The sequence below is a fragment of the Burkholderia sp. IO2 genome, from assembly GCF_029522185.1.
In the GTDB taxonomy this organism is placed as follows: Bacteria; Pseudomonadota; Gammaproteobacteria; order Burkholderiales; family Burkholderiaceae; genus Burkholderia; species Burkholderia cenocepacia.
This window is the reverse complement of record NZ_JAKWFH010000024.1, coordinates 18,748-44,411: the sequence shown is the minus strand read 5'-3', so window position 1 is coordinate 44,411 and position 25,664 is coordinate 18,748. Positions and strand designations below refer to the sequence as shown.

The window sequence follows — 25,664 nt, the reverse complement described above, 5'->3', positions numbered from 1 at the left end:
GCAGCAGTGCCCCGGGCGGCTTTTGTTATGCTACGGGCTTTGCAATTCACCGAACACAGAACGAATCCATGAACTATCCTCATCCGATCATCGCGCGCGAAGGCTGGCCGTTCATCGCGATTGCAGCCGTCATCGCGCTGTTGATCCATGCCGTCGGGGGCTTCGGCTTCGCGTGGCCGTTCTGGCTGCTGCTCGTCTTCGTCGTCCAGTTCTTCCGTGACCCGCAGCGCCCGATCCCGGCGCAGCCGAACGCGGTGCTGTGCCCGGCGGACGGCCGCATCGTCGCGGTCGAGATCGCGCAGGATCCGTACGCGAACCGCGAAGCGCTGAAGATCAGCGTGTTCATGAATGTCTTCAATGTCCATTCGCAGCGCTCGCCGGTCGATGGCGCGATCAGCAAGGTCGAGTACTTCCCGGGCGCGTTCCTGAACGCGGCGATCGACAAGGCGTCGACCGAGAACGAGCGCAATGCGGTCGTGATCCAGACGGCGAGCGGCAAGACCGTCACCTCGGTGCAGATCGCCGGCCTGATCGCGCGCCGGATCCTCTGCTACGTGCGCGCCGGCGAGCCGCTGTCGCGCGGCCAGCGCTACGGTTTCATCCGCTTCGGTTCGCGCGTCGACGTGTACCTGCCGCTCGGCAGCCGCGCGAAGGTGTCGATCGGCGAGAAGGTCTACGCGTCGTCGACGATCCTCGCCGAGCTCGAGCAGTAAGCGGCGGGGCGCACGATGGCCGCATTCAAACCGCGTCGGCCGCGCAACGGCTCCGGCCAGACGCCACGCCCGTTCCGCCGCAACAAGGTGATGGCGCCCGATCCGGCGCCGCTCGAAAGCCGCCGCGCCGCGCGCCAGCGGTTCCTGAAGACGCGCGGCATCTATCTGCTGCCGAACGCATTCACGACCGCCGCGCTGTTCTGCGGCTTCTTCGCGGTCGTGCAGGCGATGAACGTGCGCTTCGAGATCGCCGCGATCGCGATTTTCGTCGCGATGGTGCTCGACGGGATGGACGGGCGCGTCGCGCGCATGACCCATACGCAGAGCGCGTTCGGCGAGCAGTTCGACAGCCTGTCGGACATGGTGTCGTTCGGCGTCGCGCCCGCGCTCGTGATGTACGAGTGGGTACTGAAGGATCTGGGCCGCTGGGGCTGGCTCGCCGCGTTCGTCTATTGCTCGGGCGCCGCGCTGCGCCTCGCGCGCTTCAACACGAACATCGGCGTGGTCGACAAGCGCTTCTTCCAGGGGCTGCCGAGCCCGGCCGCCGCCGCGCTGATCGCGGGCTTCGTGTGGCTCGCGACCGACAACCGCGTGCCGATGAAGCTCGGCTGGCTGCCGTGGGTCGCGTTCGCGCTGACGATCTACGCGGGCGTGACGATGGTGTCGAACGCGCCGTTCTACAGCGGCAAGGCGCTCGACGTGCGGCACCGTGTGCCGTTCGCGGCCATCCTGCTCGTCGTGGTCGCGTTCGTGCTCGTGTCGTCCGATCCGCCGCTGATGCTGTTCTGCCTGTTCGTGTTGTACGGGCTGTCCGGCTACGTGTTCTGGGCCTACCAGGCCATCCGCGGGCGCGCCAATCCGGCGCGCTCGTCGCAGCGCGATCACTGACGCCGGCGCGCGATTTGCCCGAAAACGGCGGCCTCGGGGCCGCCGTTTTCATGTGCCCCTTTTTCGAGCCGGGGGCGCGTCGATCCCCGGGTGCCGTCCGATTGCGCGGCCAACCGAATGTCGCTATAGTCTTTGGCATGACTGCATTTCCCCGCCTCTCCCTCCTTCTAGCCGGTGCGCCGCTACGCGCGCCAGCTTTGGCGCGCCTGCCGCGCTGACCGTTCTCGCCCTCCGTCTCAAGCCTCGTCTGTTGTTGAGCGTCGCCAGCGGTGGCGCGATCTCGTTACGTTTGACTTCCGTATAAAAGAGCCCTGGAGCCCCCCATGACAGACAAGCTGATCATTTTCGATACGACGTTGCGTGACGGCGAGCAATCGCCCGGTGCATCGATGACGAAGGAAGAGAAAATCCGTATCGCGAAGAATCTCGAGCGGATGAAGGTCGACGTGATCGAGGCCGGCTTCGCCGCCAGCTCGAACGGCGATTTCGACGCGATCCACACGATCGCCGGTCTCGTGAAGGACAGCACGATCTGCTCGCTGGCGCGGGCCAACGACAAGGACATCCAGCGCGCGGCCGACGCGCTGAAGCCGGCCAACAGCTTCCGGATCCACACGTTCATCGCGACGTCGCCGCTGCACATGGAGAAGAAGCTGCGGATGACGCCCGACCAGGTGTTCGAGCAGGCGCGCCTCGCGGTGCGTTTCGCACGCAAGTTCACCGACAACGTCGAGTTCTCGCCGGAAGACGGCAGCCGCTCGGACATGGATTTCCTGTGCCGCGTGCTGGAAGCCGTGATCGCGGAAGGCGCGACGACGATCAACATCGCCGATACGGTCGGCTACGGCGTGCCGGAACTCTACGGCAACCTCGTGAAGACGCTGCGCGAGCGCATTCCGAACTCGGACAAGGCGATCTTTTCGGTGCACTGCCACAACGACCTCGGGATGGCGGTCGCGAACTCGCTCGCCGGCGTGAAGATCGGCGGCGCGCGTCAGGTCGAGTGCACGATCAACGGTCTCGGCGAGCGCGCGGGCAATACGTCGCTCGAGGAAATCGTGATGGCCGTGAAGACCCGCAAGGACTATTTCGGCCTCGACGTCGGCATCGACACGTCGCAGATCGTGCCGACGTCGAAGCTCGTGTCGCAGATCACCGGCTTCGTCGTGCAGCCGAACAAGGCGGTGGTCGGCGCGAACGCATTCGCGCACGCGTCGGGCATTCACCAGGACGGCGTGCTGAAGGCGCGCGACACCTACGAGATCATGCGCGCGGAAGACGTGGGCTGGACCGCGAACAAGATCGTGCTCGGCAAGTTGTCGGGCCGCAACGCGTTCAAGCAGCGCCTGCAGGAGCTCGGCGTGTCGCTCGACAGCGAAGCGGAATTGAATGCCGCGTTCATGCGCTTCAAGGATCTGGCCGACCGCAAGGCGGAGATCTTCGACGAGGACATCATCGCGATCGTGTCCGAGGAGTCGGCGCTCGCGCAGGAGCAGGAGCACTTCAAGTTCGTGTCGCTGTCGCAGCGTTCGGAAACGGGCGAGCAGCCGCAGGCGAAGGTCGTGTTCGCGGTCGAAGGCAAGGAAGTGACCGGCGAGGCGCGCGGCAACGGCCCGGTCGATGCGACGTTCAATGCGATCGAGGGTGAGGTCGGCAGCGGGTCCGAGCTGCTGCTGTACTCGGTGAACGCGATCACGACCGGCACGCAGGCGCAGGGCGAAGTGACCGTCCGGCTGTCGAAGAGCGGGCGGATCGTCAACGGCGTCGGCACCGATCCGGATATCGTCGCCGCGTCCGCGAAGGCGTACATTTCCGCGCTGAACAAGCTGCACTCGAAGGACGACAAGGTCAACCCGCAGCGCTCGTAAGCGCCGCGCGTCACGTTGTCCGAAACGCCCCGTGCGGCCCTGCGCCGCCGGGGTGTTTTTTCATCGGCCGCTCATTCGGCGGCCGGCGCGCGGAACAGCCAGCGGCGCGCCGCCGTGCGTGGCGCCGGCTGGCGCCGGCGGAACTCGACCGCGATCCCGCGCCGCGGCGCATCGGCGACGAACGCATCGAGCAGTTCGAGCACGTCGTGATCGATGTAGTCGGCGCGCGTCGCGTCGATGATCACCGCCGCGCGGTCCGGAATGTGCCGCAGATGGTGCTTGACCTGTACCTTGCCCAGAAACGACACGTCCTTGCGGAACGACAGCAGGAAGTGGTCGTCATGCTGCGCGAGCGTGACGGGGCTCTTCAGGTTCGCGACGGCGACGGCGAGCACGCTGCACGCGAGGCCGAGCGCGATGCCGAACAGCAGGTCGACCGCCAGCACGCCGACGATCGTCGCGGCGAACGGCACGAACGCGGCCGGCCCCTGTTTCATCACCGAGCGGAACAGCGCCGGCTTCGCCAGCTTGAAGCCCGTGTGGATCAGGATCGCGGCGAGGCTCGCGAGCGGGATCAGGTTGATCAGCCCGGTGAGCGCGAACACGCTGGCGAGCAGCAGCACCCCGTGGACGATCGCCGACATCCGGCTTTGCGCGCCCGCGTTGACGTTCACCGAGCTGCGCACGATCACCGACGTGATCGGCAGGCCGCCGACCGCGCCCGCGACGAGATTGCCGACGCCCTGGGCCTTCAGTTCGCGGTCGGGTTGCACCGGCCGGTGCTTCGGGTCGATCTGTTCGACCGCTTCGAGGCTCAGCAGGGTTTCGAGACTGGCGACGACCGCGAGCGTGATCGCGACGCGCCACACGTCCGGATTGACGAGCTGCGCGAAGTTGGGGCCGAGCTCCGCGTGCTTGAGCGATGCCGCGAAGGCGGTGAACGATCCGAGTTCGGGCAAGGTGACGCGGTGGGCGGCGCCCGGCGCGACCGCGGGCGCGACGACACCCAGCACCAGCGTCGCGCCGATGCCGAGCACGACCACCGCGAGCGGCGCGGGCACCGAGCGCACCAGCGCGAAGCGGCGCAGCGCGGGGGTGTCCCATGCCACCAGCAGCGCGAGCGACGCGAGCGCGATGGCCGTGGCGGCCCATGCGACCGGCAGCCCCGGCCAGTTCGCAAACGATTGCGCGGCCGAGCCGCCAATGCCGAAGGCGAACGGAATCTGCTTCACGATCAGTAGCAGGCCGATCGCGGCGAGCATGCCCTTGATGACGGGCGACGGCACGTACGCGGCGAAGCGGCCGGCGCGCAGCATGCCGAAGCCGAACTGCAGCACGCCGGACAGCAGCACCGCGAGCAGGAACGCGGAGAAGCTGCCGAGTTGCGCGATCCCTTCGACGACGATCACGACGAGGCCGGCGGCCGGTCCGCTGACGGACAGCGACGAGCCGCTCAGCAGCGCGACGACGATGCCGCCGACGATGCCCGACACGAGCCCGGCGAACGGCTCGACGCCGGAGGCGTTGGCGATACCGAGACAGAGCGGTAGCGCAACGAGGAAAACGACGATGCCGGCGACGATGTCGCGCGGCAGGGTGGACAGGCGCTCGTTCAGTTTCATGGTTGGGGTGGTTTCGTTGGCAGGAAGGGCAGGGCGCGGGTCAACCGAGCGCGGCGGCGGTCGCGACAGGTTCGGGCTCGGCTTCGGTCGGCAATGCCGCATAGCCGGAATCGAGCTCCTTCAGGCGGCCGTCGGCGAGCGAAAAGATCCAGCCGTGCACGAGCGGCGGCCGTTCGCGACCGCGCACGATCGGCGACGCGCGCAGCAGCCGCACCTGTTCGAGCACGTTCAGCTCGGCGAGGCGGTCGGCGGCGGCCATGTCGTCGAGCCCGTCGAGCGTGTCGCGATGGCGCCGCGCGAGCGCGCAGAGCGGTGCGATGCGGCGCGCGACGTGCGGCAGGTCGGCGGGCGGCGGCAGCAGCGATGCGCGCACGCCGCCGCATCCGTAGTGGCCGCACACGATCACGTGATCGACCTTCAGCACCCGCACCGCGTACTCGAGCACGCTGGCGGAATTGTCGTCGTCGGGATGGAACAGGTTCGCGATGTTGCGATGGACGAACAGCTCGCCGGGCGCGCAGTGCGTGATGGTTTCCGCCGGCACGCGGCTGTCGGCGCAGCCGATCCACAGGACGCGCGGGTTCTGGCCGCGCGCGAGCGCGTCGAAGAAGCCGGGCGTGTGTTCGCGCGTCTCGCGGGCCCAGGCAATGTTGGCAACCAGCATGCTCTTGGGGCGATTCATGAGGACTCCTTTGTGATAAAGGCAAATAAATATCGGCCGAAATGGCGCAAGCGAATTCTTTCTAAATTGAAAGGTTGAATTTCGACTGATATTAGGGGTATGCCCTAGCACTCCGGGTGAACTGAAACAAATTGTTTCAAATTGATTGGGCATAGTGCATTGCATGCACCAGCGCGACGCATGACATGCACGGCCCATGCCTGTATGCGCGCAGTGGCCCGCTTGACGGGGCGTTCAGCGGCTTGCCATCGGAATGTCAGGAATCGGAAAAGATTTCCGTCTTGTTCTTCGAATTAAATAAGACGACGGAAAAAATGAAATGGCCATTCACGCAATAATTCGTAAATGGCCATTGCGACAATTGCGCTTGAATGCGCAATCGGTCAGAACAGGGTGCGGCGATCGGGATCGTGCAGCGGGTCCGGCGTTTTCTGCGTGGTGCGCAGGATGCCCTGCGGATCGAAGTAGAAGCTGTACATCATGTACCAGACGTTGTCCTCGAGATACCGGTACGTCCACACCTCGCGTTTCATCAGCGGGAAGTAGGACGTCTCGACCGGGCGTCCGAAATTGACGAGGACGTCGGTCTTCGTCCACTTGCCGATCTCCGCGCGATAGAACTCGCTCGGCTGCAGCACCTGACGCACGTTGACGATCCGGTGGGCCGCATCGACGTCGGCCGCGACCGTGATTTCGCCCATTGGCTGGGTCGGCCACATCAGGCGCTTGCCGCCGCCGGGCAGGTCGTAGATCTCGCGCGGCGGGCCCATGCGTGCGACGATCGCCGACTCGTCCTGGCCGGCCTGGTATTGCTGCCACGGTTGCGCGCAACCGGCCAGCAGCGCGGTAGCGCAGACGGCCAGCACCGGCAGGCGCGCGGGAATGCGAATGCGCATCGGATTCTCCAGAACACGGAAACAAGTCCCGTTTTATCACGGACGGCGCGCGACGGCGCATCGCATGCGAAAAATCGGTGCGGATCGCAGCTGTCGCGCTTGCGGGCGGCGGTCGCGGCGGCCTATGATCCGCGCTTCTCGGGCAGATTGAAGGGCAGGTGGCCGATGCAGGGTTGGAAGCGGTGCGCGCTCGCGTGGAGCGCGGGGTGGATGCTGGCGTCGTCCGCGTTTGCCGGTGGCGAGCCGGTGCGGATCGCGCTGATCGAAGGGATGTCGGGCCCGTTCGCGAACGCGGGGGCGGCGGTCGAGCGCAACCTGCGTTTCGGTGTCGAGCAGGTCAACGCGGCGGGCGGCGTGAAGCTGCGCGATGGCGCGCATCCGCTCGAACTCGTCGTGCTCGACAGCAAGGGCAGCCCGGAGGAGGCGCTCGTGCAGTTGCGCGCGGCGGCCGACCGCCATATCGGCTTTGTCGCGCAGGGCAACAGCTCGGCCGTCGCGGCCGCGCTCGTCGCGGCGCTCGACAAGCTGAACGCGCGCAATCCGGACAGCCGGATGCTGTTCCTGAACTATTCGGCCGACGATCCGGCGCTGACCGGCGCGCGTTGCAGTTTCTGGCATTTCCGCTTCGATGCGCATGCCGGCATGCGGATGGCCGCGCTCGCGGACGTGATGGCGCGCGATCGCGCGCTGCGCAAGGTCTATCTGCTGAACCAGGACTACAGCTTCGGCCACGACGTCAGCACCCTCGCACGGCAGGCGCTGGCCGCGCGGCGCCCGGACGTGACGATCGCGGGCGACGAATTCCACCCGATCGGCCGGATCAAGGATTTCTCGCCGTATATCGCGAAGATCCGCGCCAGCGGCGCGGACGCCGTCGTGACCGGCAACTGGGGCAACGACCTCACGCTGCTCGTGAAGGCGGCGCGCGAACAGGGGCTCGACGCGAAGTTCTATACGTTCTACGGCAACAGCCTCGGCGCGCCGGCGGCCCTGGGCGACGCGGGCGTCGGCCGCGTGGTGGCCGTGGCCGACTGGCATCCGAACGCGGGCGGGGCCAAATCCGACGCGTTCTACCGCGCGTTCCGGACCCGTTTCCCGGCCGCGCAGGACGACTATCCGGTGCGGCGGATGAGCCAGATGATCGAGATGCTGGCCGCCGCGATGACCCGCGCGGGGGCGGCCGACCCGGTCGCGGTCGCGCGTGCGCTCGAAGGCCTGTCGTTCGACGACGGCTTCCACGCGTCGCGGATGCGCGCGCAGGATCACCAGCTGATCCAGCCCCTTTACGTGATGGACATGGACAAGGTCGGCGCGCCGGGCGTGCGCTTCGACAACGAAGGGTCGGGCTACGGCTTCCGGACGGTGCTCGCGGTGCCGGCGCAGCGCACGGAGATGCCGTCGACGTGTTCGATGACGCGTCCGTGACGGGAGCGGTAAGAACGGCATCGAGTTGTGCTACAATGCGCGCCGGTTGTAAGTCACGGCACGGCCATTCTTCCGTGTCCGCCTGTTCAGTTAGAAAGGAAATCACATGTCTGTTGCAGATATCAAGAAGTCGGAAGTCGTTGCTCAGTTCGCCCGCGGTACCAACGACACGGGGTCGCCCGAAGTCCAGGTCGCACTGCTGACCGCACGTATCGTCGAACTGACGGGTCACTTCAAGACCCACGCGAAGGATCACCACAGCCGCCGCGGCCTGCTGCGCATGGTGAGCCGCCGCCGCAAGCTGCTCGACTACCTCAAGGGCAAGGATGCCGACCGTTACCGCGCACTGATCGAGAAGCTGGGTCTGCGTAAGTAATCGAGGCGATTGCCGCCAGCAAGATGCCTGTGTCAGTCCGCTGATACAGGCATTTTGTTTTTGCGCGGTGCGTAGCGTCACACGCATCGCAGGCTGTCCGGCACGTTCGTGCCGGCCTGCCGCAACGATCGATACCGGGGCGGGATTTGTGTCATTCCAGCGCGTCGCTGCCTGAGCGCCGCGCTGGAATGGCATAAAAAACACACCTTGCTCCGGGTGATTCGGTCGGGACGCCGCCGCGCGGGATCGCCGGCGCGGCGAATGAAATGCATGAATACAAAGGAGCAACCATGTCCATGTTCAACAAGGTCGTGAAGGAATTCCAGTGGGGCCAGCACAAGGTGCGCCTCGAAACCGGTGAAGTCGCTCGCCAGGCGAGCGGCGCCGTGATCGTCGACGTCGAAGACACCGTCGTGCTCGCGACCGTCGTCGGCGCGAAGTCGGCGAAGCCGGGCCAGGACTTCTTCCCGCTGACCGTCGACTACCTCGAGAAAACCTATTCGGCCGGCAAGATCCCGGGCGGCTTCTTCCGCCGCGAAGGCCGTCCGTCGGAGCACGAGACGCTGACGTCGCGCCTGATCGACCGTCCGCTGCGCCCGCTGTTCCCGGAAGGCTTCTACAACGAAGTCCAGGTCGTGATCCACGTGCTGTCCGTGAACCCGGAAATCCCGGCGGACATCCCCGCGCTGATCGGCGCATCGGCTGCGCTCGCCGTGTCGGGCCTGCCGTTCAACGGCCCGGTCGGCGCCGCACGCGTCGCGTACATCGACAACGCGTACGTGCTGAACCCGACGCGTGACCAGATCAAGGCATCGAGCCTCGACCTCGTCGTCGCGGGTACCGAGCGCGCCGTGCTGATGGTCGAATCGGAAGCCGACCAACTGTCGGAAGACGTGATGCTGGGCGCGGTGGTGTTCGGCCACGAGCAGATGCAGATCGCGATCGACGCGATCCACGAACTGGTGCGCGACGGCGGCAAGCCCGAGTGGGACTGGCAGCCGGCGCCGAAGAACGAGGCGCTGATCGCACGCGTGACCGAGCTGGCGCAGAACGATCTGCTCGCCGCTTACCAGCTGCGCGACAAGCAGGCACGTTCGGCGAAGCTGAAGGAAGTCTACGCGGCGACCTCGGCGAAGCTCGAGGAAGACGCGCTGGCGGCCGGCACGGTCGCGGCCGACAAGGCCACCGTCGGCAATATCCTGTTCGACATCGAAGCGAAGATCGTCCGCTCGCAGATCCTGAACGGCGAGCCGCGCATCGACGGCCGCGACACGCGCACCGTGCGCCCGATCGAAATCCGCACCGGCGTGCTGCCGCGTACCCACGGCTCGGCGCTGTTCACGCGCGGCGAGACGCAGGCGCTGGTCGTCGCGACGCTCGGCACGAAGGGTGACGAGCAGATCATCGACGCGCTCGAAGGCGAATACCGCGAGCGCTTCATGCTTCACTACAACATGCCCCCGTTCGCGACCGGCGAAACGGGCCGCGTCGGTTCGCCGAAGCGCCGCGAAATCGGCCACGGCCGGCTGGCCAAGCGCGCGCTGGTCAAGTGCCTGCCGAGCGCCGACGAATTCGGCTACTCGATCCGCGTCGTGTCGGAAATCACCGAATCGAACGGTTCGTCGTCGATGGCATCGGTGTGCGGCGGCTGCCTCGCGCTGATGGACGCCGGCGTGCCGATGAAGGCGCACGTCGCGGGTATCGCGATGGGCCTGATTCTCGAAGGCAACAAGTTCGCGGTGCTGACCGACATCCTCGGCGACGAAGATCACCTCGGTGACATGGACTTCAAGGTGGCCGGCACCGAGCAAGGCGTGACGGCGCTGCAGATGGACATCAAGATCCAGGGCATCACGAAGGAAATCATGCAGGTCGCGCTCGCGCAGGCGAAGGAAGGCCGCATGCACATCCTCGGCAAGATGACCTCGGCGGTGTCGGGTGCGAACACGCAACTGTCGGAATTCGCGCCGCGCATGATCACCATCAAGATCAATCCGGAAAAGATCCGCGACGTGATCGGCAAGGGCGGTTCGGTGATCCGCGCGCTGACGGAAGAAACGGGCACGACCATCGACATCTCGGACGACGGCGTCGTGACGATCGCGAGCACGAGCAGCGACGGCATGGCCGAAGCGAAGAAGCGCATCGAGCAGATCACGGCCGAGATCGAAGTCGGCCAGGTGTACGAAGGCACGGTGCTCAAGCTGCTCGATTTCGGCGCGATCGTGAACCTGCTGCCGGGCAAGGACGGCCTGCTGCACATCTCGGAAATCGTCAACGAGCGCGTGAAGGACATCAACGACTACCTGAAGGAAGGTCAGCAGGTGAAGGTCAAGGTGATCCAGACGGACGAGAAGGGGCGCGTGCGTCTGTCGGCCAAGGCGCTGCTGAATGAAGCAGCGGCTGCAGCGCAGTCGGATACGCCGCCGCAGCAGTAAGCGGACAGGCGGATCAACGGCCGGCAGTGCGAAAGCGTGCCGGCCGTTTTTTCTGTAGCATCGTTGTGCGGCGCAGCAGCGCCGGCGAGGCGTCCACGCCGTGCGCGCGGGCGTGCCATCCGATTCCGATCCTGGAGCGATTTTCACCATGAAAGCCATCGAAATCACCGAATTCGGCGCCCCCGACGTGCTGAAGCTCGCGGAGCGTCCGCGCCCCGAACCGAAGCGCGGCGAGGTGCTGATCAAGGTGGCGGCTTCCGGCGTGAACCGGCCCGACGTGTTCCAGCGCAAGGGCGCCTATGCGCCGCCGCCGGGTGCGTCGGATCTGCCGGGCCTCGAGGTCGCGGGCGAGATCGTCGGCGGCGATCTGTCCGATGCGGTGCTGAACCCGTTCGGCCTGAAGCTCGGCGACCGCGTGTGCGCGTTGCTCGCGGGCGGCGGCTATGCCGAATATGCGGTCGCGCCGCTGCCGCAGTGCCTGCCGGTGCCGGGCGGCCTCACCGATATCGAGGCCGCGTCGCTGCCCGAAACGTTTTTCACCGTGTGGAGCAACGTGTTCGACCGTGCGCAGCTCGGCGCGGGCGAGGGCGGCGAGCACGAGACGCTGCTCGTGCAGGGCGGCTCCAGCGGCATCGGCGTGACGGCGATCCAGATCGCGCATGCGCTCGGTTTTCGCGTGTTCGCGACGGCCGGCACCGCCGACAAGTGCCGTGCGTGCGAGGCGCTCGGCGCCGAGCGCGCGATCAACTACAAGACCGAAGACTTCGTCGAAGTCGTGAAGTCGCTGACGCACGATCGCGGCGTCGACGTGATCCTCGACATGGTGGCGGGCTCGTACGTGCCGCGCGAGCTGTCCGCGCTCGCGGACGGCGGCCGTCTCGTGCTGATCGCGCTGCTTGGCGGCGCGAAGGCCGACGTCAACCTCGGCGAGATCCTGCGCCGCCGGCTGACGATCACCGGTTCGACGCTGCGCCCGCGCCCGGTCGAATTCAAGGCCCGTATCGCCGCGCAGCTGAAGGCGCGCGTATGGCCGCTGCTCGCCGACGGCCGCATCAAGCCGGTGATCTATCGCGTGCTGCCCGCCGCGGACGCCGCGCAGGCGCATGCGCTGATGGAAAGCAGCGAGCATACCGGCAAGATCGTGCTCGATTGGGGGGCGAACGCCTGACGCCCCGTGCGGCGGGCTTGACATGCGCGGTTTGACCGGTTCAAGCCCCGCGCAGTAAAATCGCGGGTTTGCTTCGCCAGATCCAACCTGACGGCCGGGTTCCGGCACGTTAATGACAAGATAGTGACGAGACGGACACGATGTCGAAACAACGAACAAAGCGAGTGATCGGCAACTGGAAGATGCACGGCCGGCTGGCCGGCAACCAGGCGCTGCTGAACGAAGTGGTGCAGGGTGCGGGCGCGGTGGCGGCTGAAACGTCGATCGGCGTGTGCGTGCCGTTCCCGTATCTCGCGCAGGTTCAGGCGCAGCTCGGCGGTGGCCGTGTCGCGTTCGGTGCGCAGGACGTGTCCGCGCACGAGCAAGGCGCGTTCACCGGCGAAGTGGCGGCCGCGATGGTGGCGGAGTTCGGCGCGCGGTACGCGATCGTCGGCCATTCGGAGCGTCGCGCGTATCACGGCGAAAGCAGCGAGACGGTCGCGGCGAAGACGCAGCGCGCGCTCGCGGCGGGCCTCACGCCGGTCGTGTGCGTCGGCGAGACGCTCGACGAGCGCGAGTCGGGTGCGACCGAGCAGGTCGTCGGTGCGCAGCTCGACGCGGTGCTGGCCGTGCTGACGGCTGACGAGGCCGCGCGCATCGTCGTCGCGTACGAGCCGGTCTGGGCGATCGGCACGGGCAAGAGCGCGACGTCGGCGCAGGCGCAGGACGTGCACGCGTTCCTGCGTACGCGTCTTGCGGCAAAGGGTGCGGCGGACGTGTCCGTGCTGTACGGCGGCAGCGTGAAGCCGGACAACGCGGAAGAGCTGTTCGCGCAGCCGGACATCGACGGCGGCCTGATCGGCGGCGCGTCGCTGAAGGCGGAAGATTTCCTGGCGATCTGCCGGGCCGCGCGTTGAGCGGTCCGAGATCGAATTGAACCATGACGGCGGCCGGTCGGTCCGGTCGCCCGATCCAATCGGGTGGGTGTGATGCTGTTATTCAAGACGCTGATTATTGTGGTGCAGGTGCTGTCTGCACTCGGTGTGATTGGGCTCGTGCTGCTGCAGCACGGCAAGGGGGCCGACATGGGCGCCGCATTCGGCAGCGGCGCGTCGGGCAGCCTGTTCGGTGCGACGGGCTCGGCGAACTTCCTGTCGCGTACGACGGGCATTCTCGCGACGATCTTCTTCGTCGCGACGCTCGCGCTGACGTACCTCGGTTCGTACAAGTCGACGCCGTCGGCGGGCGTGCTCGGCACGGCCGTGACCGCGCCGGCCTCGGCGCCTGCAGCGTCGGCACCGGCCGTCGCGGCGTCCGCTGCCGCCGGTTCGGCCGCAAGCGCGCCGGGCCAGGATGTCCCGAAATAAAAAGTTAAATTTTTTGCGTTTGTGCGTTGAACAAATCTGGAACTCGGGTTAGAATTTAATTCTTGAAGCGATTCGCGGGAAACGAGCAGCACAACCCGAGTTGCATGCAGTGCCGACGTGGTGAAATTGGTAGACACGCTATCTTGAGGGGGTAGTGGCGAAAGCTGTGCGAGTTCGAGTCTCGCCGTCGGCACCAAAGTTACTCAATGCCAGCCGCTTCTAGTGGCTGGCATTTTTCATTTCTGGGGTGTGCTTGCGGTTGTCTTGCGATCGCCTGTACTCCGAAATGATTCCTTCCGCCGGAAGTGGTATTCTCCGGACGCTCAGAACCAACCGATAGAGGATTGCCTTGAACCTCGCAGCCTATTACCCCGTCTTGTTGTTTCTCCTCGTGGGCACTGGTTTAGGTATAGCGCTGGTCAGCATCGGCAAGCTCCTTGGTCCCAACAAGCCGGACGTCGAGAAGAACGCACCGTACGAGTGCGGCTTCGAAGCCTTTGAAGACGCCCGGATGAAATTCGACGTTCGGTATTACCTCGTCGCCATCCTGTTCATCATCTTCGATCTCGAAACCGCATTCCTGTTTCCGTGGGGCGTCGCGCTCCGGGACATCGGCTGGCCGGGTTTCATCGCAATGATGATTTTTCTGCTCGAATTCCTGCTGGGCTTTGCCTATATCTGGAAGAAAGGCGGCCTCGACTGGGAGTGATGGGTTAATCGCCGGTTTGCATGGGCGGCCACGCTCGGTCGCTCGTCTGGAGTGGAAAGCAAATGAGTATCGAAGGGGTCTTGAAGGAAGGGTTTGTCACCACGACGGCTGACAAGCTGATCAACTGGACGCGTACCGGCTCGCTGTGGCCGATGACGTTCGGGCTCGCGTGTTGCGCCGTCGAGATGATGCATGCGGGCGCGGCCCGTTACGATCTGGACCGGTTCGGCGTCGTGTTCCGTCCGAGCCCGCGTCAGTCGGACGTGATGATCGTGGCCGGCACGCTGTGCAACAAGATGGCGCCCGCGCTGCGCCGCGTGTACGACCAGATGGCCGAGCCGCGCTGGGTGATCTCGATGGGGTCGTGCGCAAACGGGGGTGGTTACTACCACTACTCGTACTCGGTGGTCCGCGGCTGCGACCGGATCGTGCCGGTCGACGTCTACGTGCCGGGCTGTCCGCCCACGGCCGAGGCGCTGGTCTACGGCGTGATCCAGCTTCAGGCGAAGATCCGCCGCACCAATACCATCGCCCGTCAATAAAGCCCCGAGCGTCCCCTCAATATGGCAAGCAAAATCGAGACCCTCAAGGCAAACCTCGAAGCCGCGCTCGGCGCGCGCGTGGTGAGCCTCACCGAAGCGATCGGTGAACTGACGCTCGTCGTGAAGGCGAGCGATTACCTCGAAGTCGCAAAGACGCTGCGCGACGATCCGAAGCTCCGTTTCGAGCAACTGATCGACCTGTGCGGCGTCGACTACCAGACCTTCGGCGACGGCGCCTACGACGGCCCGCGCTTCGCGGCCGTGTCGCACCTGCTGTCGGTCACGAACAACTGGCGCCTGCGCCTGCGCGCATTCGCGCCGGACGACGATCTGCCGATCGTGGCGTCGCTGGTCGACATCTGGACCTCGGCGAACTGGTACGAGCGCGAAGCGTTCGACCTGTACGGCATCGTGTTCGAAGGCCACCCCGACCTGCGCCGCATCCTCACCGACTACGGCTTCATCGGTCACCCGTTCCGCAAGGACTTCCCGGTGTCGGGCTACGTCGAAATGCGTTACGACCCGGAAGAGAAGCGGGTCGTGTACCAGCCGGTGACGATCGAGCCGCGCGAAATCACGCCGCGCGTGATCCGCGAGGATCGCTATGGCGGTCTGAAACATTAAGGGGGCGTCATGGCAGAAATCAAGAACTACACGCTCAACTTCGGCCCGCAGCACCCGGCAGCGCACGGCGTGCTGCGCCTCGTGCTCGAGCTCGACGGCGAAGTCATCCAGCGTGCCGATCCGCACATCGGCCTGCTGCACCGCGCGACGGAAAAGCTCGCGGAATCCAAGACCTTCATCCAGTCCGTGCCGTACATGGACCGTCTCGACTACGTGTCGATGATGGTCAACGAGCACGGCTACGTGCTCGCGATCGAAAAGCTGCTCGGCATCGAAGTGCCGGAGCGCGCGCAGTACATCCGCGTGCTGTTCGACGAAATCACGCGCGTGCTGAACCACCTGATGTGGATCGGCGCGCACGCACTCGACGTCGGCGCGATGGCCGTGTTCCTGTACGCGTTCCGCGAGCGCGAAGACCTGATGGACGTGTACGAAGCGGTGTCCGGCGCCCGGATGCACGCGGCCTACTATCGTCCGGGCGGCGTCTATCGCGATCTGCCTGACGCAATGCCGCAATACAAGGCGTCGAAGATTCGCAACGAGAAGGCGCTCGCGAAGATGAACGAAGCGCGCAGTGGTTCGGTGCTCGACTTCATCGACGATTTCTTCACGCGCTTCCCGAAGTGCGTCGACGAATATGAAACGCTGCTGACCGACAACCGGATCTGGAAACAGCGTCTGGTCGGGATCGGCGTGGTGAGCCCGGAACGTGCGCTGCAGATGGGCCTGACGGGCCCGATGCTGCGCGGCTCGGGCATCGCGTGGGACCTGCGCAAGAAGCAGCCCTACGAAGTGTACGATCGGATGGATTTCGACGTGCCGGTCGGCGTGAACGGCGATTGCTACGACCGCTATCTGGTGCGCGTCGAAGAAATGCGCCAGTCGATCCGCATCGCGAAACAGTGTATTGAGTGGCTCCGCAAGAATCCGGGCCCGGTGATGACGGACAATCACAAGGTTGCCCCGCCGTCGCGCGTCGGCATGAAGACCAACATGGAAGACTTGATTCACCACTTCAAGCTCTTCACCGAAGGTTTCCATGTGCCGGAAGGCGAAGCGTACGCGGCGGTCGAGCATCCGAAGGGTGAATTCGGCATCTACCTCGTGTCGGACGGCGCCAACAAGCCGTATCGCCTCAAGATTCGCGCACCGGGTTTCGCGCACCTGGCGTCGCTCGACGAAATGGCGCGCGGTCACATGATCGCCGACGCCGTCACGATCATCGGTACGCAGGACATCGTGTTCGGCGAAATCGATCGCTAATGGTTGCGCCGCCCGCGAGCGCGGGCGGCGAGCAGTAAGTCACACGCGATGCGCGCTGAACCGGCGCGGCTTCGCAAGCTGTCAACAGAGTGAGCGCCAGGTCTGCCGTCCATGCACCCCAGTGTGCGGCAGGTTGTTCGTTCGGTAGGAATTGAAAGAGTCGTGTCTGAAAATGATCTCAGCTGAAGGCCTGAAGGAAATCGATCGAGCGTTGACGAAGTATCCCGCCGATCAGAAACAGTCCGCCGTGATGTCGGCGTTGGCCGTGGCTCAAGAAGAGCACGGCTGGCTGTCGCCCGAACTGATGCAGTTCGTTGCGGACTATCTCGGCATGCCGGCCGTTGCCGTGCAGGAAGTCGCGACGTTCTACACGATGTACGAGCTCAAACCGGTCGGCAAGCACAAGATCACGCTCTGCACGAACCTGCCGTGCCAGCTCGGCCCGCACGGCGGCGCGGAAGCGACTGCCGACTACCTGAAACAGAAGCTGGGCATCGGCTTCGGCGAGACCACGCCCGACGGCAAGTTCACGCTGAAGGAAGGCGAATGCATGGGCTCGTGCGGCGATGCGCCGGTGCTGCTGGTGAACAATCACAGAATGTGCAGCTTCATGAGCCGCGAGAAGATCGACCAGCTGCTTGAGGAGCTCTCGAAATGACGTCCCTCCACGACCGTCACATCAAACCGCTGATCCTCGCTGGTCTGAACGGCGAGAACTGGCACCTCGAAGACTACGTTGCGCGCGGCGGCTACAAGCAGCTGCGCCGCATTCTCGAAGAAAAGATTCCGCCCGAGCAGGTGATCGCCGACGTGAAGGCGTCGGGCCTGCGCGGTCGCGGCGGTGCGGGCTTCCCGACCGGCCTGAAGTGGAGCTTCATGCCGCGCCAGTTCCCGGGGCAGAAGTACCTCGTCTGCAACTCGGACGAAGGCGAGCCGGGCACGTTCAAGGATCGCGACATCCTGCGCTGGAACCCGCATGCGCTGATCGAAGGCATGGCCATCGGCGCGTACGCGATGGGCATCACCGTCGGCTACAACTACATCCACGGCGAAATCTTCGAAGTGTATCGACGCTTCGAAGCCGCGCTCGATGAGGCACGCGCCGCCGGGTTCCTCGGCGACAACATCATGGGCTCGGAATTCTCGTTCCAGCTGCACGCGCACCACGGTTACGGCGCGTACATCTGCGGCGAGGAAACGGCGCTGCTCGAGTCGCTCGAAGGCAAGAAGGGCCAGCCGCGCTTCAAGCCGCCGTTCCCGGCGAGCTTCGGCGTGTACGGCAAGCCGACCACGATCAACAACACCGAGACGTTCGCCGCGGTGCCGTTCCTGCTGTCCATCGGGCCGCAGAATTACCTCGAGATCGGCAAGCCGAACAACGGCGGCACGAAGATTTTCTCGGTGTCGGGCGACGTCGAGCGCCCGGGCAACTACGAGGTGCCGCTCGGCACGCCGTTCGCGACGCTGATGGAGCTCGCCGGCGGGATGCGCGGCGGCAAGAAGATCAAGGCCGTGATTCCGGGCGGTTCGTCGGCGCCGGTGATCCCGGGCGACATCATGATGCAGACCGATCTCGACTACGACTCGATCGCGAAGGCGGGCTCGATGCTCGGTTCCGGCGCGGTGATCGTGATGGACGAGACGCGCTGCATGGTGCGCTCGCTGCTGCGCCTGTCGTACTTCTACTACGAGGAATCGTGCGGTCAGTGCACGCCGTGCCGTGAAGGCACCGGCTGGCTGTATCGCGTCGTGAACCGTATCGAGCACGGCGAAGGCCGCCAGGAAGATCTGGACCTGCTGAACTCGGTGGCCGAGAACATCATGGGCCGCACGATCTGTGCGCTCGGCGATGCGGCGGCGATGCCGGTACGCGGGATGCTGAAGCACTACTGGGACGAATTCGCGTACCACGTCGAGCACAAGCACTGCATGGTCGGCGGCCACGCGCACGCGGCGGCAGCCTGAAGCGCACCCGGTTGCGGAATTTGAGCGCACGGTCGGGCGAAGGCGCGAACGGGCGGAAATAGGTTAAGGACCATTCACCATCATGGTTGAACTTGAAATAGACGGCAAGAAGGTCGAGGTGCCCGAAGGCAGCATGGTGATCCAGGCTGCGCACAAGGCGGATACGTACATTCCTCACTTCTGCTATCACAAGAAACTGTCGGTTGCGGCCAACTGCCGGATGTGTCTCGTCGAAGTCGAGAAGATGCCGAAGGCCGTGCCTGCCTGCGCGACCCCCGTGTCGGCCGGCATGATCGTCCGCACGCAGTCCGACAAGGCTGTGAAGGCGCAGCAGTCGGTGATGGAATTCCTCCTCATCAATCACCCGCTCGATTGCCCGATCTGCGATCAGGGCGGCGAATGCCAGCTGCAGGATCTGGCGGTCGGCTACGGCAAGTCGTCGTCGCGCTACTCGGAAGAAAAGCGCGTGGTGTTCCACAAGAACGTGGGCCCGCTGATCTCGATGGAAGAAATGTCGCGCTGCATCCACTGCACGCGCTGCGTCCGCTTCGGCCAGGAAATCGCCGGCGTGATGGAGTTCGGCATGCTGGGCCGCGGCGAGCATTCGGAAATCACGACGTTCGTCGGCAAGACGGTCGACTCCGAAATGTCGGGCAACATGATCGACCTGTGCCCGGTCGGCGCGCTGACCAGCAAGCCGTTCCGCTACAGCGCCCGTACCTGGGAGCTGTCGCGTCGCAAGTCGGTGAGCCCGCACGATTCCGTCGGCGCGAACCTCGTCGTGCAGGTGAAGAACAACCGCGTGATGCGCGTGCTGCCGTTCGAGAACGAAGCGATCAACGAATGCTGGATCTCGGACAAGGACCGCTTCTCGTATGAAGGCCTCAACAGTGAAGAGCGCCTGACGAAGCCGATGCTGAAGCAGGGCGGCCAGTGGATCGAGACCGACTGGCAGACCGCGCTCGAATACGTCGCGAAGGGCCTGAAGGGCATCGCCGCGGATCACGGCGCGAACGCGCTGGCGATGCTCGCGAGCGCGCACAGCACGGCCGAAGAGCTGTTCCTCGTGAAGCAGCTCGCCAACGAACTGAAAACGCCGAACGTCGACTTCCGTCTGCGTCAGCAGGATTTCTCGGCACCGGTCCAGGGCGCGCCGTGGCTCGGCATGCCGATCGCCGATCTGTCGAACGTGGACGCCGCGTTCGTCGTCGGGTCGTTCCTGCGCCGCGACCACCCGCTGTTCGCATCGCGCCTGCGTCAGGCTGCGAAGAACGGTGCGAAGCTGCACTTCCTGCACGCGACCGGCGACGATTCGCTGATCCCGACCGCGCAACGCATCGTCGCCGCGCCGTCCGCATGGCTCGACGAGCTGGCCGGCATCGCCGCGGCCGTCGCGCAACTGCGCGGCGTCGCGCTGCCCGACGCGCTCGCGGGCGTCACGGCATCGCCGGCCGCCCAGGCTGTCGCGCAGTCGCTCGCGAACGGCGAACGCCGCGCGGTGCTGCTCGGCAACGTCGCGGTCCGTCATCCGCAATTCGCGAAGCTGCACGCCGTCGCCCAGTGGATCGCTGACAACACCGGCGCCACGTTCGGCTTCCTGACGGAAGCGGCGAACACGGTCGGCGCGCACGTGGTCGGCGCACTGCCGGGCGAAGGTGGCCTGAACGCACGCGAAGCGTTCGCGCAGCCGCGCAAGGGCTACGTGCTGCTGAACGTCGAACCGGAATTCGATACGGCCGACCCGGCGCAGGCACTGGCCGCGCTGAACCAGGCGGAGATGGTCGTCGTGATGTCGCCGTTCAAGCACGGCCTCGACTACGCCGACGTGCTGCTGCCGGTTGCGCCGTTCACCGAAACGGCCGGTACGTTCGTCAACGCGGAAGGCACCGTGCAGAGCTTCAACGGCGTCGTGCGCCCGCTCGGCGACACGCGTCCGGCGTGGAAGGTGCTGCGCGTGCTCGGCAGCCTGCTCGGTCTGCCGAACTTCGAATACGAGACCGCGGAAGAAGTGCGTGTCGCCGCGCTCGGCGACGCCGGCGTCGCGGGTCGCCTGTCGAACCAGACGTCGGTCGCGCCGGCCCGTGCCACGGCGAACGCCGCGAACGGTGGTTTCGAGCGCCTGGCCGATGTGCCGATCTATCACGCCGACGCACTCGTGCGCCGAGCAGGTGCGCTGCACTTGACGGCCGCCGCGAAGGCGGCGAACGTCGCAGCCCTGCCGGCCGCGCTGTTCGACAAGCTGGGCTTGAAGGAAGGCGACGCGGTGCGCGTGCGCCAGGGCGAGCGTGCGGTGCAGTTGCCGGCCGTGCGCGACGCGAATCTTGCGGAGACGGTCGTTCGCGTGTCGGCGGCGACGCCTGCCGGCGCAGCGCTCGGCAGCCTGTCCGGTGAACTGGTGGTGGAGAAGGCGTAAATGAGCTTGTTCGATACGATCAACGCGGGCGGGGCCCAGCTTCTCGGCTTCGCGTGGCCGACGGTGTGGGCAGTCGTGCGCATCCTCGTCGTCTCCGTCGTCATCCTGCTGTGCGTCGCGTACCTGATTCTGTGGGAACGCAAGCTGATCGGCTGGATGCACGTACGTCTCGGCCCGAACCGCGTCGGCCCCGGCGGCCTGCTGCAGCCGATCGCCGACGTGCTGAAGCTGCTGCTGAAGGAAGTCATCCAGCCGACCGCCGCCAGCCGCTGGCTGTACCTGATCGCGCCGATCATGACCGTCGTGCCGGCGTTCGCCGTGTGGGCGGTGATCCCGTTCCAGGCCGAAGCCGTGCTCGCGAACGTGAACGCGGGCCTGCTGTACGCGATGGCGATCTCGTCGATCGGCGTGTACGCGGTGATTCTCGCCGGCTGGGCGTCGAACTCGAAGTACGCGTTCCTCGGTGCGATGCGCGCCGCGGCACAGATGGTGTCGTACGAAATCTCGATGGGCTTCGCGCTGGTGCTGGTGCTGATGACGGCCGGCAGCCTGAACCTGTCGGAAATCGTCGGCTCGCAACAGCACGGCTTCTTCGCCGGCCACGGCGTGAACTTCCTGTCGTGGAACTGGCTGCCGCTGCTGCCGGCGTTCGTCGTCTACTTCATCTCGGGCATCGCCGAAACGAACCGTCACCCGTTCGACGTGGTGGAAGGGGAGTCGGAGATCGTCGCGGGTCACATGATCGATTACTCGGGTATGGCGTTCGCGCTGTTCTTCCTCGCCGAGTACATCAACATGATCGTGATCTCGGCGCTGGCTGCGACGCTGTTCCTCGGCGGCTGGGACGCCCCGTTCGAATTCCTGTCGTTCATCCCGGGCATCTTCTGGCTGGTGCTGAAGGTCTTCGCACTGCTGTCGGTGTTCATCTGGGTGCGTGCGACGTTCCCGCGCTTCCGTTACGACCAGATCATGCGTCTGGGCTGGAAGGTGTTCCTGCCGGTCACGGTGATCTGGGTGGTCGTGGTCGGCTGCTGGATGATGTCGCCGCTGAACATCTGGGTGAAGTAAGGACGAAATCATGACGGCTATCCAACACTTCTTTAAGACTTTCTTCCTGACCGAGCTGCTGAAGGGGCTCGCGCTGACCGGTCGTTACACGTTCAAGCGCAAGTTCACCGTGCAGTTCCCGGAAGAGAAGACCCCGATTTCGCCGCGTTTCCGCGGGCTGCACGCGCTGCGCCGCTATGAGAACGGCGAAGAGCGCTGCATCGCGTGCAAGCTGTGCGAGGCCGTGTGCCCCGCGCTGGCGATCACGATCGAATCGGAAACGCGCGCGGACAACACGCGCCGCACGACGCGCTACGACATCGACCTGACGAAGTGCATCTTCTGCGGTTTCTGCGAAGAGAGCTGCCCGGTCGATTCGATCGTCGAGACGCAGATTCTCGAGTACCACGGCGAAAAGCGCGGCGACCTGTATTTCACGAAGGATATGCTGCTCGCGGTGGGCGACCGCTACGAGAAGGACATCGCCGCGGCGAAGGCTGCCGACGCGCCGTATCGTTGATTGTGTTTGCAGTGCCGGCCCGGCATGAACGGGCCGAGCCGCCGCGACGGGTGCGGGCGTCCCGCAAGCCGCGCCTGACTATGGCCTAACGATGAACCGGTAATCATGGAATTCACGACCGTACTGTTCTACATCTTCGCGCTGCTCCTGGTGGTATCAGGGCTGAAGGTGATCACTTCGCGCAACCCGGTGGCGTCTGCGCTTTTCCTTGTGCTGGCGTTCTTCAACGCCGCCGCGATCTGGATGCTGCTGGAGGCGGAGTTCCTCGCGATCCTGCTGGTGCTGGTCTACGTGGGCGCGGTGATGGTGCTGTTCCTGTTCGTCGTGATGATGCTGGACATCAACATCGACTACCTGCGCCGCGATTTCAAGCGCTTCGTACCGATGGCCACCGTGGTCGGCGCGATCATCGTGATCGAAACCGCGCTGATCCTGTGGCGCGGTTACGGCGACACGCACACCGTGCATGCGATGGCGACGGGCGAGATGGCCAACTGGTCGAACACGCGCCTGATCGGCAAGGTGATCTACACCGACTACATCTTCGCGTTCGAAATCGCCGGCCTCGTGCTGCTGGTCGCGATCATCGCCGCGATCGGGCTGACCGAGCGCAAGGGCAAGGACAGCAAGCGCCAGCGTGTGTCGGATCAGGTCAAGGTGCGCCGCAACGACCGCGTGCGCCTCGTGAAGATGGAAGCGGACAAGCCGCAGCCGGAAGCGGCGCAAAGCGAAGCCGGTTCGGGCACCAACGGCTAAGCGGAGGAAAAGAAAACCATGCTGACTCTTGCTCACTACCTTGTGCTCGGCGCGATCCTGTTCGCGATCGCGATCGTCGGGATTTTCCTGAACCGCCGCAACGTCATCATCATCCTGATGTCGATCGAACTGATGCTGCTGGCGGTGAACACCAACTTCGTCGCGTTCTCGCACTATCTGGGTGACGTGCACGGCCAGATCTTCGTGTTCTTCGTGCTGACCGTCGCCGCAGCGGAAGCCGCGATCGGTCTCGCGATTCTGGTGACCCTGTTCCGTAAGCTCGACACGATCAATGTCGAGGATCTCGATCAGCTCAAAGGTTAATTTCAGGCAACGCTGTTATGTCAACGACACTCAATGAAAACCTGCTGCTGGCGATTCCGCTCGCTCCGCTGGCCGGCTCGCTGATTGCGGGGCTGTTCGGGAACGCAGTCGGGCGCAAGGGCGCACACCGGATCACGATCCTCGGCGTATTGATCGCGTTCCTCCTGTCGGCGAAAGTCTTCTTCGACGTGATGGGCGGTGCGAGCTTCAACGCGACCGTCTACGAATGGATGAACGTCGGCTCGCTGAAGCTCGAAGTCGGCTTCCTCGTCGATTCGCTGACCGCGATGATGATGGTCGTCGTGACCTTCGTCTCGCTGATGGTGCACGTGTACACGATCGGCTACATGGCGGAAGAGGACGGCTACCAGCGCTTCTTCTCGTACATCTCGCTGTTCACGTTCTCGATGCTGATGCTCGTGATGAGCAACAACTTCCTGCAGCTGTTCTTCGGCTGGGAAGCGGTGGGTCTGGTGTCGTACCTGCTGATCGGTTTCTACTTCACGCGTGAGAGCGCGATCTACGCGAACATGAAGGCGTTCCTCGTGAACCGCGTGGGCGACTTCGGCTTCCTGCTCGGCATCGGCCTGCTGCTCGCGTTCGCCGGCTCGATGAACTACGGCGAAGTGTTCGCGAAGCGCGCGGAACTCGCGAGCCTGCACTTCCCGGGCACCGACTGGGGCCTGCTGACCGTTGCCTGTATCTGCCTGTTCATCGGCGCGATGGGTAAGTCGGCGCAGTTCCCGCTGCACGTGTGGCTGCCGGACTCGATGGAAGGCCCGACCCCGATCTCGGCGCTGATTCACGCGGCGACGATGGTCACGGCCGGCATCTTCATGGTCTCGCGCATGTCGCCGCTGTTCGAGCTGTCGGATACCGCGCTGTCCTTCATCACGGTGATCGGCGCGATCACGGCGCTCTTCATGGGCTTCCTCGGCATCGTCCAGAACGACATCAAGCGCGTGGTGGCGTACTCGACGCTGTCGCAGCTCGGCTACATGACCGTCGCGCTCGGCGTGTCCGCTTACCCGGTCGCCGTGTTCCACCTGATGACGCACGCGTTCTTCAAGGCGCTGCTGTTCCTCGGCGCCGGCTCGGTGATCATGGGCATGCACCACGACCAGGACATGCGCAACATGGGCGGCCTGCGCAAGTACATGCCGATCACGTGGATCACGTCGCTCGTCGGCTCGCTCGCGCTGATCGGTACGCCGTTCTTCTCGGGCTTCTACTCGAAGGACTCGATCATCGACGCGGTGAAGCTGTCGCACCTGCCGGGTTCGGGCTTCGCGTACTTCGCGGTCGTCGCGAGCGTGTTCGTCACGGCGCTGTACTCGTTCCGCATGTACTTCCTGGTGTTCCACGGCGAAGAGCGCTTCCGCCAGCCGAAGCATCCGGAATCGCCGATGGGCATGGCGGCCGCGCACGGCCACGACGACCACGGCCATGGCCACGGTCATGACGACCACGCGCACGAGCCGCACGAGACCCCGTGGGTCGTGTGGGTGCCGCTGGTCCTGCTGGCGATCCCGTCGGTGATCATCGGCGCGATCGCGATCAGCCCGATGCTGTTCGGCGATTTCTTCCAGCACGGCGTTGCATTCGACAAGGTGATCTTCATCGGCGAAAACCATCCGGCGCTGGCCGAGATGGCCGAAGAGTTCCACGGCTGGGTCGGCATGGGCCTGCATTCGGTGTCGGGCCTGCCGGTGTGGCTGGCGCTCGCCGGTGTCGTCGTCGCGTGGTTCCTGTACTTGAAGCGTCCGGAGCTGCCGGCGTCGATCCGCCGCGCGTTCGGCCCGATCTACACGCTGCTGGACAACAAGTACTACATGGACAAGATCAACGAAGTGGTGTTCGCCCGCGGTTCGGTGGCGATCGGCCGCGGCCTGTGGAAGGAGGGCGACGTCGTCGTGATCGACGGCCTCGTCAACGGCAGCGCCCGGTTCATCGGCTGGTTCGCCGGCGTGATCCGCTTCCTCCAATCCGGTTACATCTATCACTACGCGTTCGCCATGATCATCGGCATGCTGGGGCTCCTGACCCTGTTTGTAACGCTCGGCGGCAAATAAGGCGGGG

General features: G+C 65.1%; 24 protein-coding genes and 1 tRNA gene. 22 read left to right on the top strand and 3 right to left on the bottom strand.

Annotated features, from left to right (window positions below; translation table 11 throughout):
- Positions 1–68 precede the first annotated feature (68 nt).
- The 3 genes from MMB92_RS17225 (at position 69) to MMB92_RS17215 (ending at position 3,469) form a co-directional block, all read left to right on the top strand.
- Complete coding sequence (locus tag MMB92_RS17225) at positions 69–713, top strand: phosphatidylserine decarboxylase (protein ID WP_006497014.1); 645 nt, start codon at positions 69–71, stop codon at positions 711–713.
- A gap of 15 nt (positions 714–728) precedes the next feature.
- Positions 729–1,601, top strand: a complete 873-nt coding sequence (gene pssA / locus MMB92_RS17220) for a CDP-diacylglycerol--serine O-phosphatidyltransferase (protein WP_006491034.1) — start codon at positions 729–731, stop codon at positions 1,599–1,601.
- 323 nt (positions 1,602–1,924) lie between these two features.
- Positions 1,925–3,469: a 2-isopropylmalate synthase gene (locus MMB92_RS17215; RefSeq protein ID WP_006491031.1), complete on the top strand. Its 1,545-nt coding sequence runs from the start codon at positions 1,925–1,927 to the stop codon at positions 3,467–3,469.
- A 71-nt stretch (positions 3,470–3,540) separates the two neighbouring features.
- Here the strand turns inward: MMB92_RS17215 and MMB92_RS17210 are convergent, their stop codons facing one another.
- The 3 genes from MMB92_RS17210 to MMB92_RS17200 form a co-directional block, all read right to left on the bottom strand.
- Positions 3,541–5,091, bottom strand: a complete 1,551-nt coding sequence (locus tag MMB92_RS17210) for a SulP family inorganic anion transporter (protein WP_277562807.1) — start codon at positions 5,089–5,091, stop codon at positions 3,541–3,543.
- Between the two features lie 40 nt (positions 5,092–5,131).
- On the bottom strand, positions 5,132–5,773 hold the full coding sequence (locus tag MMB92_RS17205) for a carbonic anhydrase (protein ID WP_006497012.1): 642 nt from the start codon (positions 5,771–5,773) through the stop codon (positions 5,132–5,134).
- A 383-nt stretch (positions 5,774–6,156) separates the two neighbouring features.
- Entirely contained in the window at positions 6,157–6,669 is a 513-nt protein-coding gene (locus MMB92_RS17200; RefSeq protein ID WP_006484895.1) for a hypothetical protein, read from the bottom strand.
- A gap of 165 nt (positions 6,670–6,834) precedes the next feature.
- Between MMB92_RS17200 and MMB92_RS17195 the strand changes: the two genes are divergently transcribed.
- From MMB92_RS17195 to nuoL, 19 genes are all read left to right on the top strand, one after another.
- Entirely contained in the window at positions 6,835–8,094 is a 1,260-nt protein-coding gene (locus MMB92_RS17195) for a branched-chain amino acid ABC transporter substrate-binding protein (RefSeq protein WP_109341535.1), read from the top strand.
- A gap of 106 nt (positions 8,095–8,200) precedes the next feature.
- Positions 8,201–8,470, top strand: coding sequence for a 30S ribosomal protein S15 (rpsO, locus tag MMB92_RS17190; RefSeq protein ID WP_006398792.1), 270 nt, complete (start codon positions 8,201–8,203; stop codon positions 8,468–8,470).
- 290 nt (positions 8,471–8,760) lie between these two features.
- Positions 8,761–10,908, top strand: a complete 2,148-nt coding sequence (gene pnp / locus MMB92_RS17185) for a polyribonucleotide nucleotidyltransferase (RefSeq protein WP_034178497.1) — start codon at positions 8,761–8,763, stop codon at positions 10,906–10,908.
- Between the two features lie 148 nt (positions 10,909–11,056).
- Positions 11,057–12,076 (top strand): NAD(P)H-quinone oxidoreductase, encoded by a 1,020-nt coding sequence (locus MMB92_RS17180; RefSeq protein ID WP_034201507.1) that lies wholly within the window; start codon positions 11,057–11,059, stop codon positions 12,074–12,076.
- A 140-nt stretch (positions 12,077–12,216) separates the two neighbouring features.
- Positions 12,217–12,972, top strand: a complete 756-nt coding sequence (gene tpiA / locus MMB92_RS17175) for a triose-phosphate isomerase (protein WP_006484882.1) — start codon at positions 12,217–12,219, stop codon at positions 12,970–12,972.
- Positions 12,973–13,044: 72 nt separating this feature from the next.
- Positions 13,045–13,422: a preprotein translocase subunit SecG gene (secG, locus tag MMB92_RS17170; RefSeq protein WP_034201508.1), complete on the top strand. Its 378-nt coding sequence runs from the start codon at positions 13,045–13,047 to the stop codon at positions 13,420–13,422.
- Between the two features lie 111 nt (positions 13,423–13,533).
- Positions 13,534–13,618, top strand: a tRNA-Leu gene (locus MMB92_RS17165).
- Positions 13,619–13,771: 153 nt separating this feature from the next.
- Positions 13,772–14,131, top strand: a complete 360-nt coding sequence (locus MMB92_RS17160; RefSeq protein WP_006398798.1) for an NADH-quinone oxidoreductase subunit A — start codon at positions 13,772–13,774, stop codon at positions 14,129–14,131.
- 62 nt (positions 14,132–14,193) lie between these two features.
- A complete protein-coding gene (locus MMB92_RS17155; protein WP_006398799.1) occupies positions 14,194–14,673 on the top strand; it encodes an NADH-quinone oxidoreductase subunit B in 480 nt (159 codons plus the stop codon).
- 21 nt (positions 14,674–14,694) lie between these two features.
- The gene (locus MMB92_RS17150; protein ID WP_006478264.1) at positions 14,695–15,297 is read left to right on the top strand and encodes an NADH-quinone oxidoreductase subunit C; all 603 of its coding nucleotides are present in this window, start codon (positions 14,695–14,697) and stop codon (positions 15,295–15,297) included.
- 9 nt (positions 15,298–15,306) lie between these two features.
- A complete protein-coding gene (locus MMB92_RS17145; RefSeq protein WP_006478265.1) occupies positions 15,307–16,560 on the top strand; it encodes an NADH-quinone oxidoreductase subunit D in 1,254 nt (417 codons plus the stop codon).
- Positions 16,561–16,732: 172 nt separating this feature from the next.
- The gene (gene nuoE / locus MMB92_RS17140; RefSeq protein ID WP_006478266.1) at positions 16,733–17,218 is read left to right on the top strand and encodes an NADH-quinone oxidoreductase subunit NuoE; all 486 of its coding nucleotides are present in this window, start codon (positions 16,733–16,735) and stop codon (positions 17,216–17,218) included.
- Entirely contained in the window at positions 17,215–18,525 is a 1,311-nt protein-coding gene (gene nuoF / locus MMB92_RS17135; RefSeq protein WP_006478267.1) for an NADH-quinone oxidoreductase subunit NuoF, read from the top strand. Before nuoE ends, nuoF begins: the two co-directional genes overlap by 4 nt.
- A gap of 82 nt (positions 18,526–18,607) precedes the next feature.
- Positions 18,608–20,938 carry an NADH-quinone oxidoreductase subunit NuoG gene (gene nuoG, locus MMB92_RS17130; RefSeq protein ID WP_058901652.1) on the top strand — a complete coding sequence of 777 codons (2,331 nt, stop codon included), beginning with the start codon at positions 18,608–18,610 and terminating at the stop codon, positions 20,936–20,938.
- A complete protein-coding gene (nuoH, locus tag MMB92_RS17125) occupies positions 20,939–22,006 on the top strand; it encodes an NADH-quinone oxidoreductase subunit NuoH (protein WP_006484885.1) in 1,068 nt (355 codons plus the stop codon).
- A 10-nt stretch (positions 22,007–22,016) separates the two neighbouring features.
- Entirely contained in the window at positions 22,017–22,505 is a 489-nt protein-coding gene (nuoI, locus tag MMB92_RS17120; protein WP_006484869.1) for an NADH-quinone oxidoreductase subunit NuoI, read from the top strand.
- Positions 22,506–22,610: 105 nt separating this feature from the next.
- Positions 22,611–23,261, top strand: a complete 651-nt coding sequence (locus MMB92_RS17115; protein WP_006484877.1) for an NADH-quinone oxidoreductase subunit J — start codon at positions 22,611–22,613, stop codon at positions 23,259–23,261.
- 18 nt (positions 23,262–23,279) lie between these two features.
- The gene (nuoK, locus tag MMB92_RS17110; protein ID WP_006478272.1) at positions 23,280–23,585 is read left to right on the top strand and encodes an NADH-quinone oxidoreductase subunit NuoK; all 306 of its coding nucleotides are present in this window, start codon (positions 23,280–23,282) and stop codon (positions 23,583–23,585) included.
- Positions 23,586–23,602: 17 nt separating this feature from the next.
- On the top strand, positions 23,603–25,657 hold the full coding sequence (nuoL, locus tag MMB92_RS17105) for an NADH-quinone oxidoreductase subunit L (RefSeq protein WP_006484887.1): 2,055 nt from the start codon (positions 23,603–23,605) through the stop codon (positions 25,655–25,657).
- The last annotated feature ends 7 nt before the right edge of the window (positions 25,658–25,664 follow it).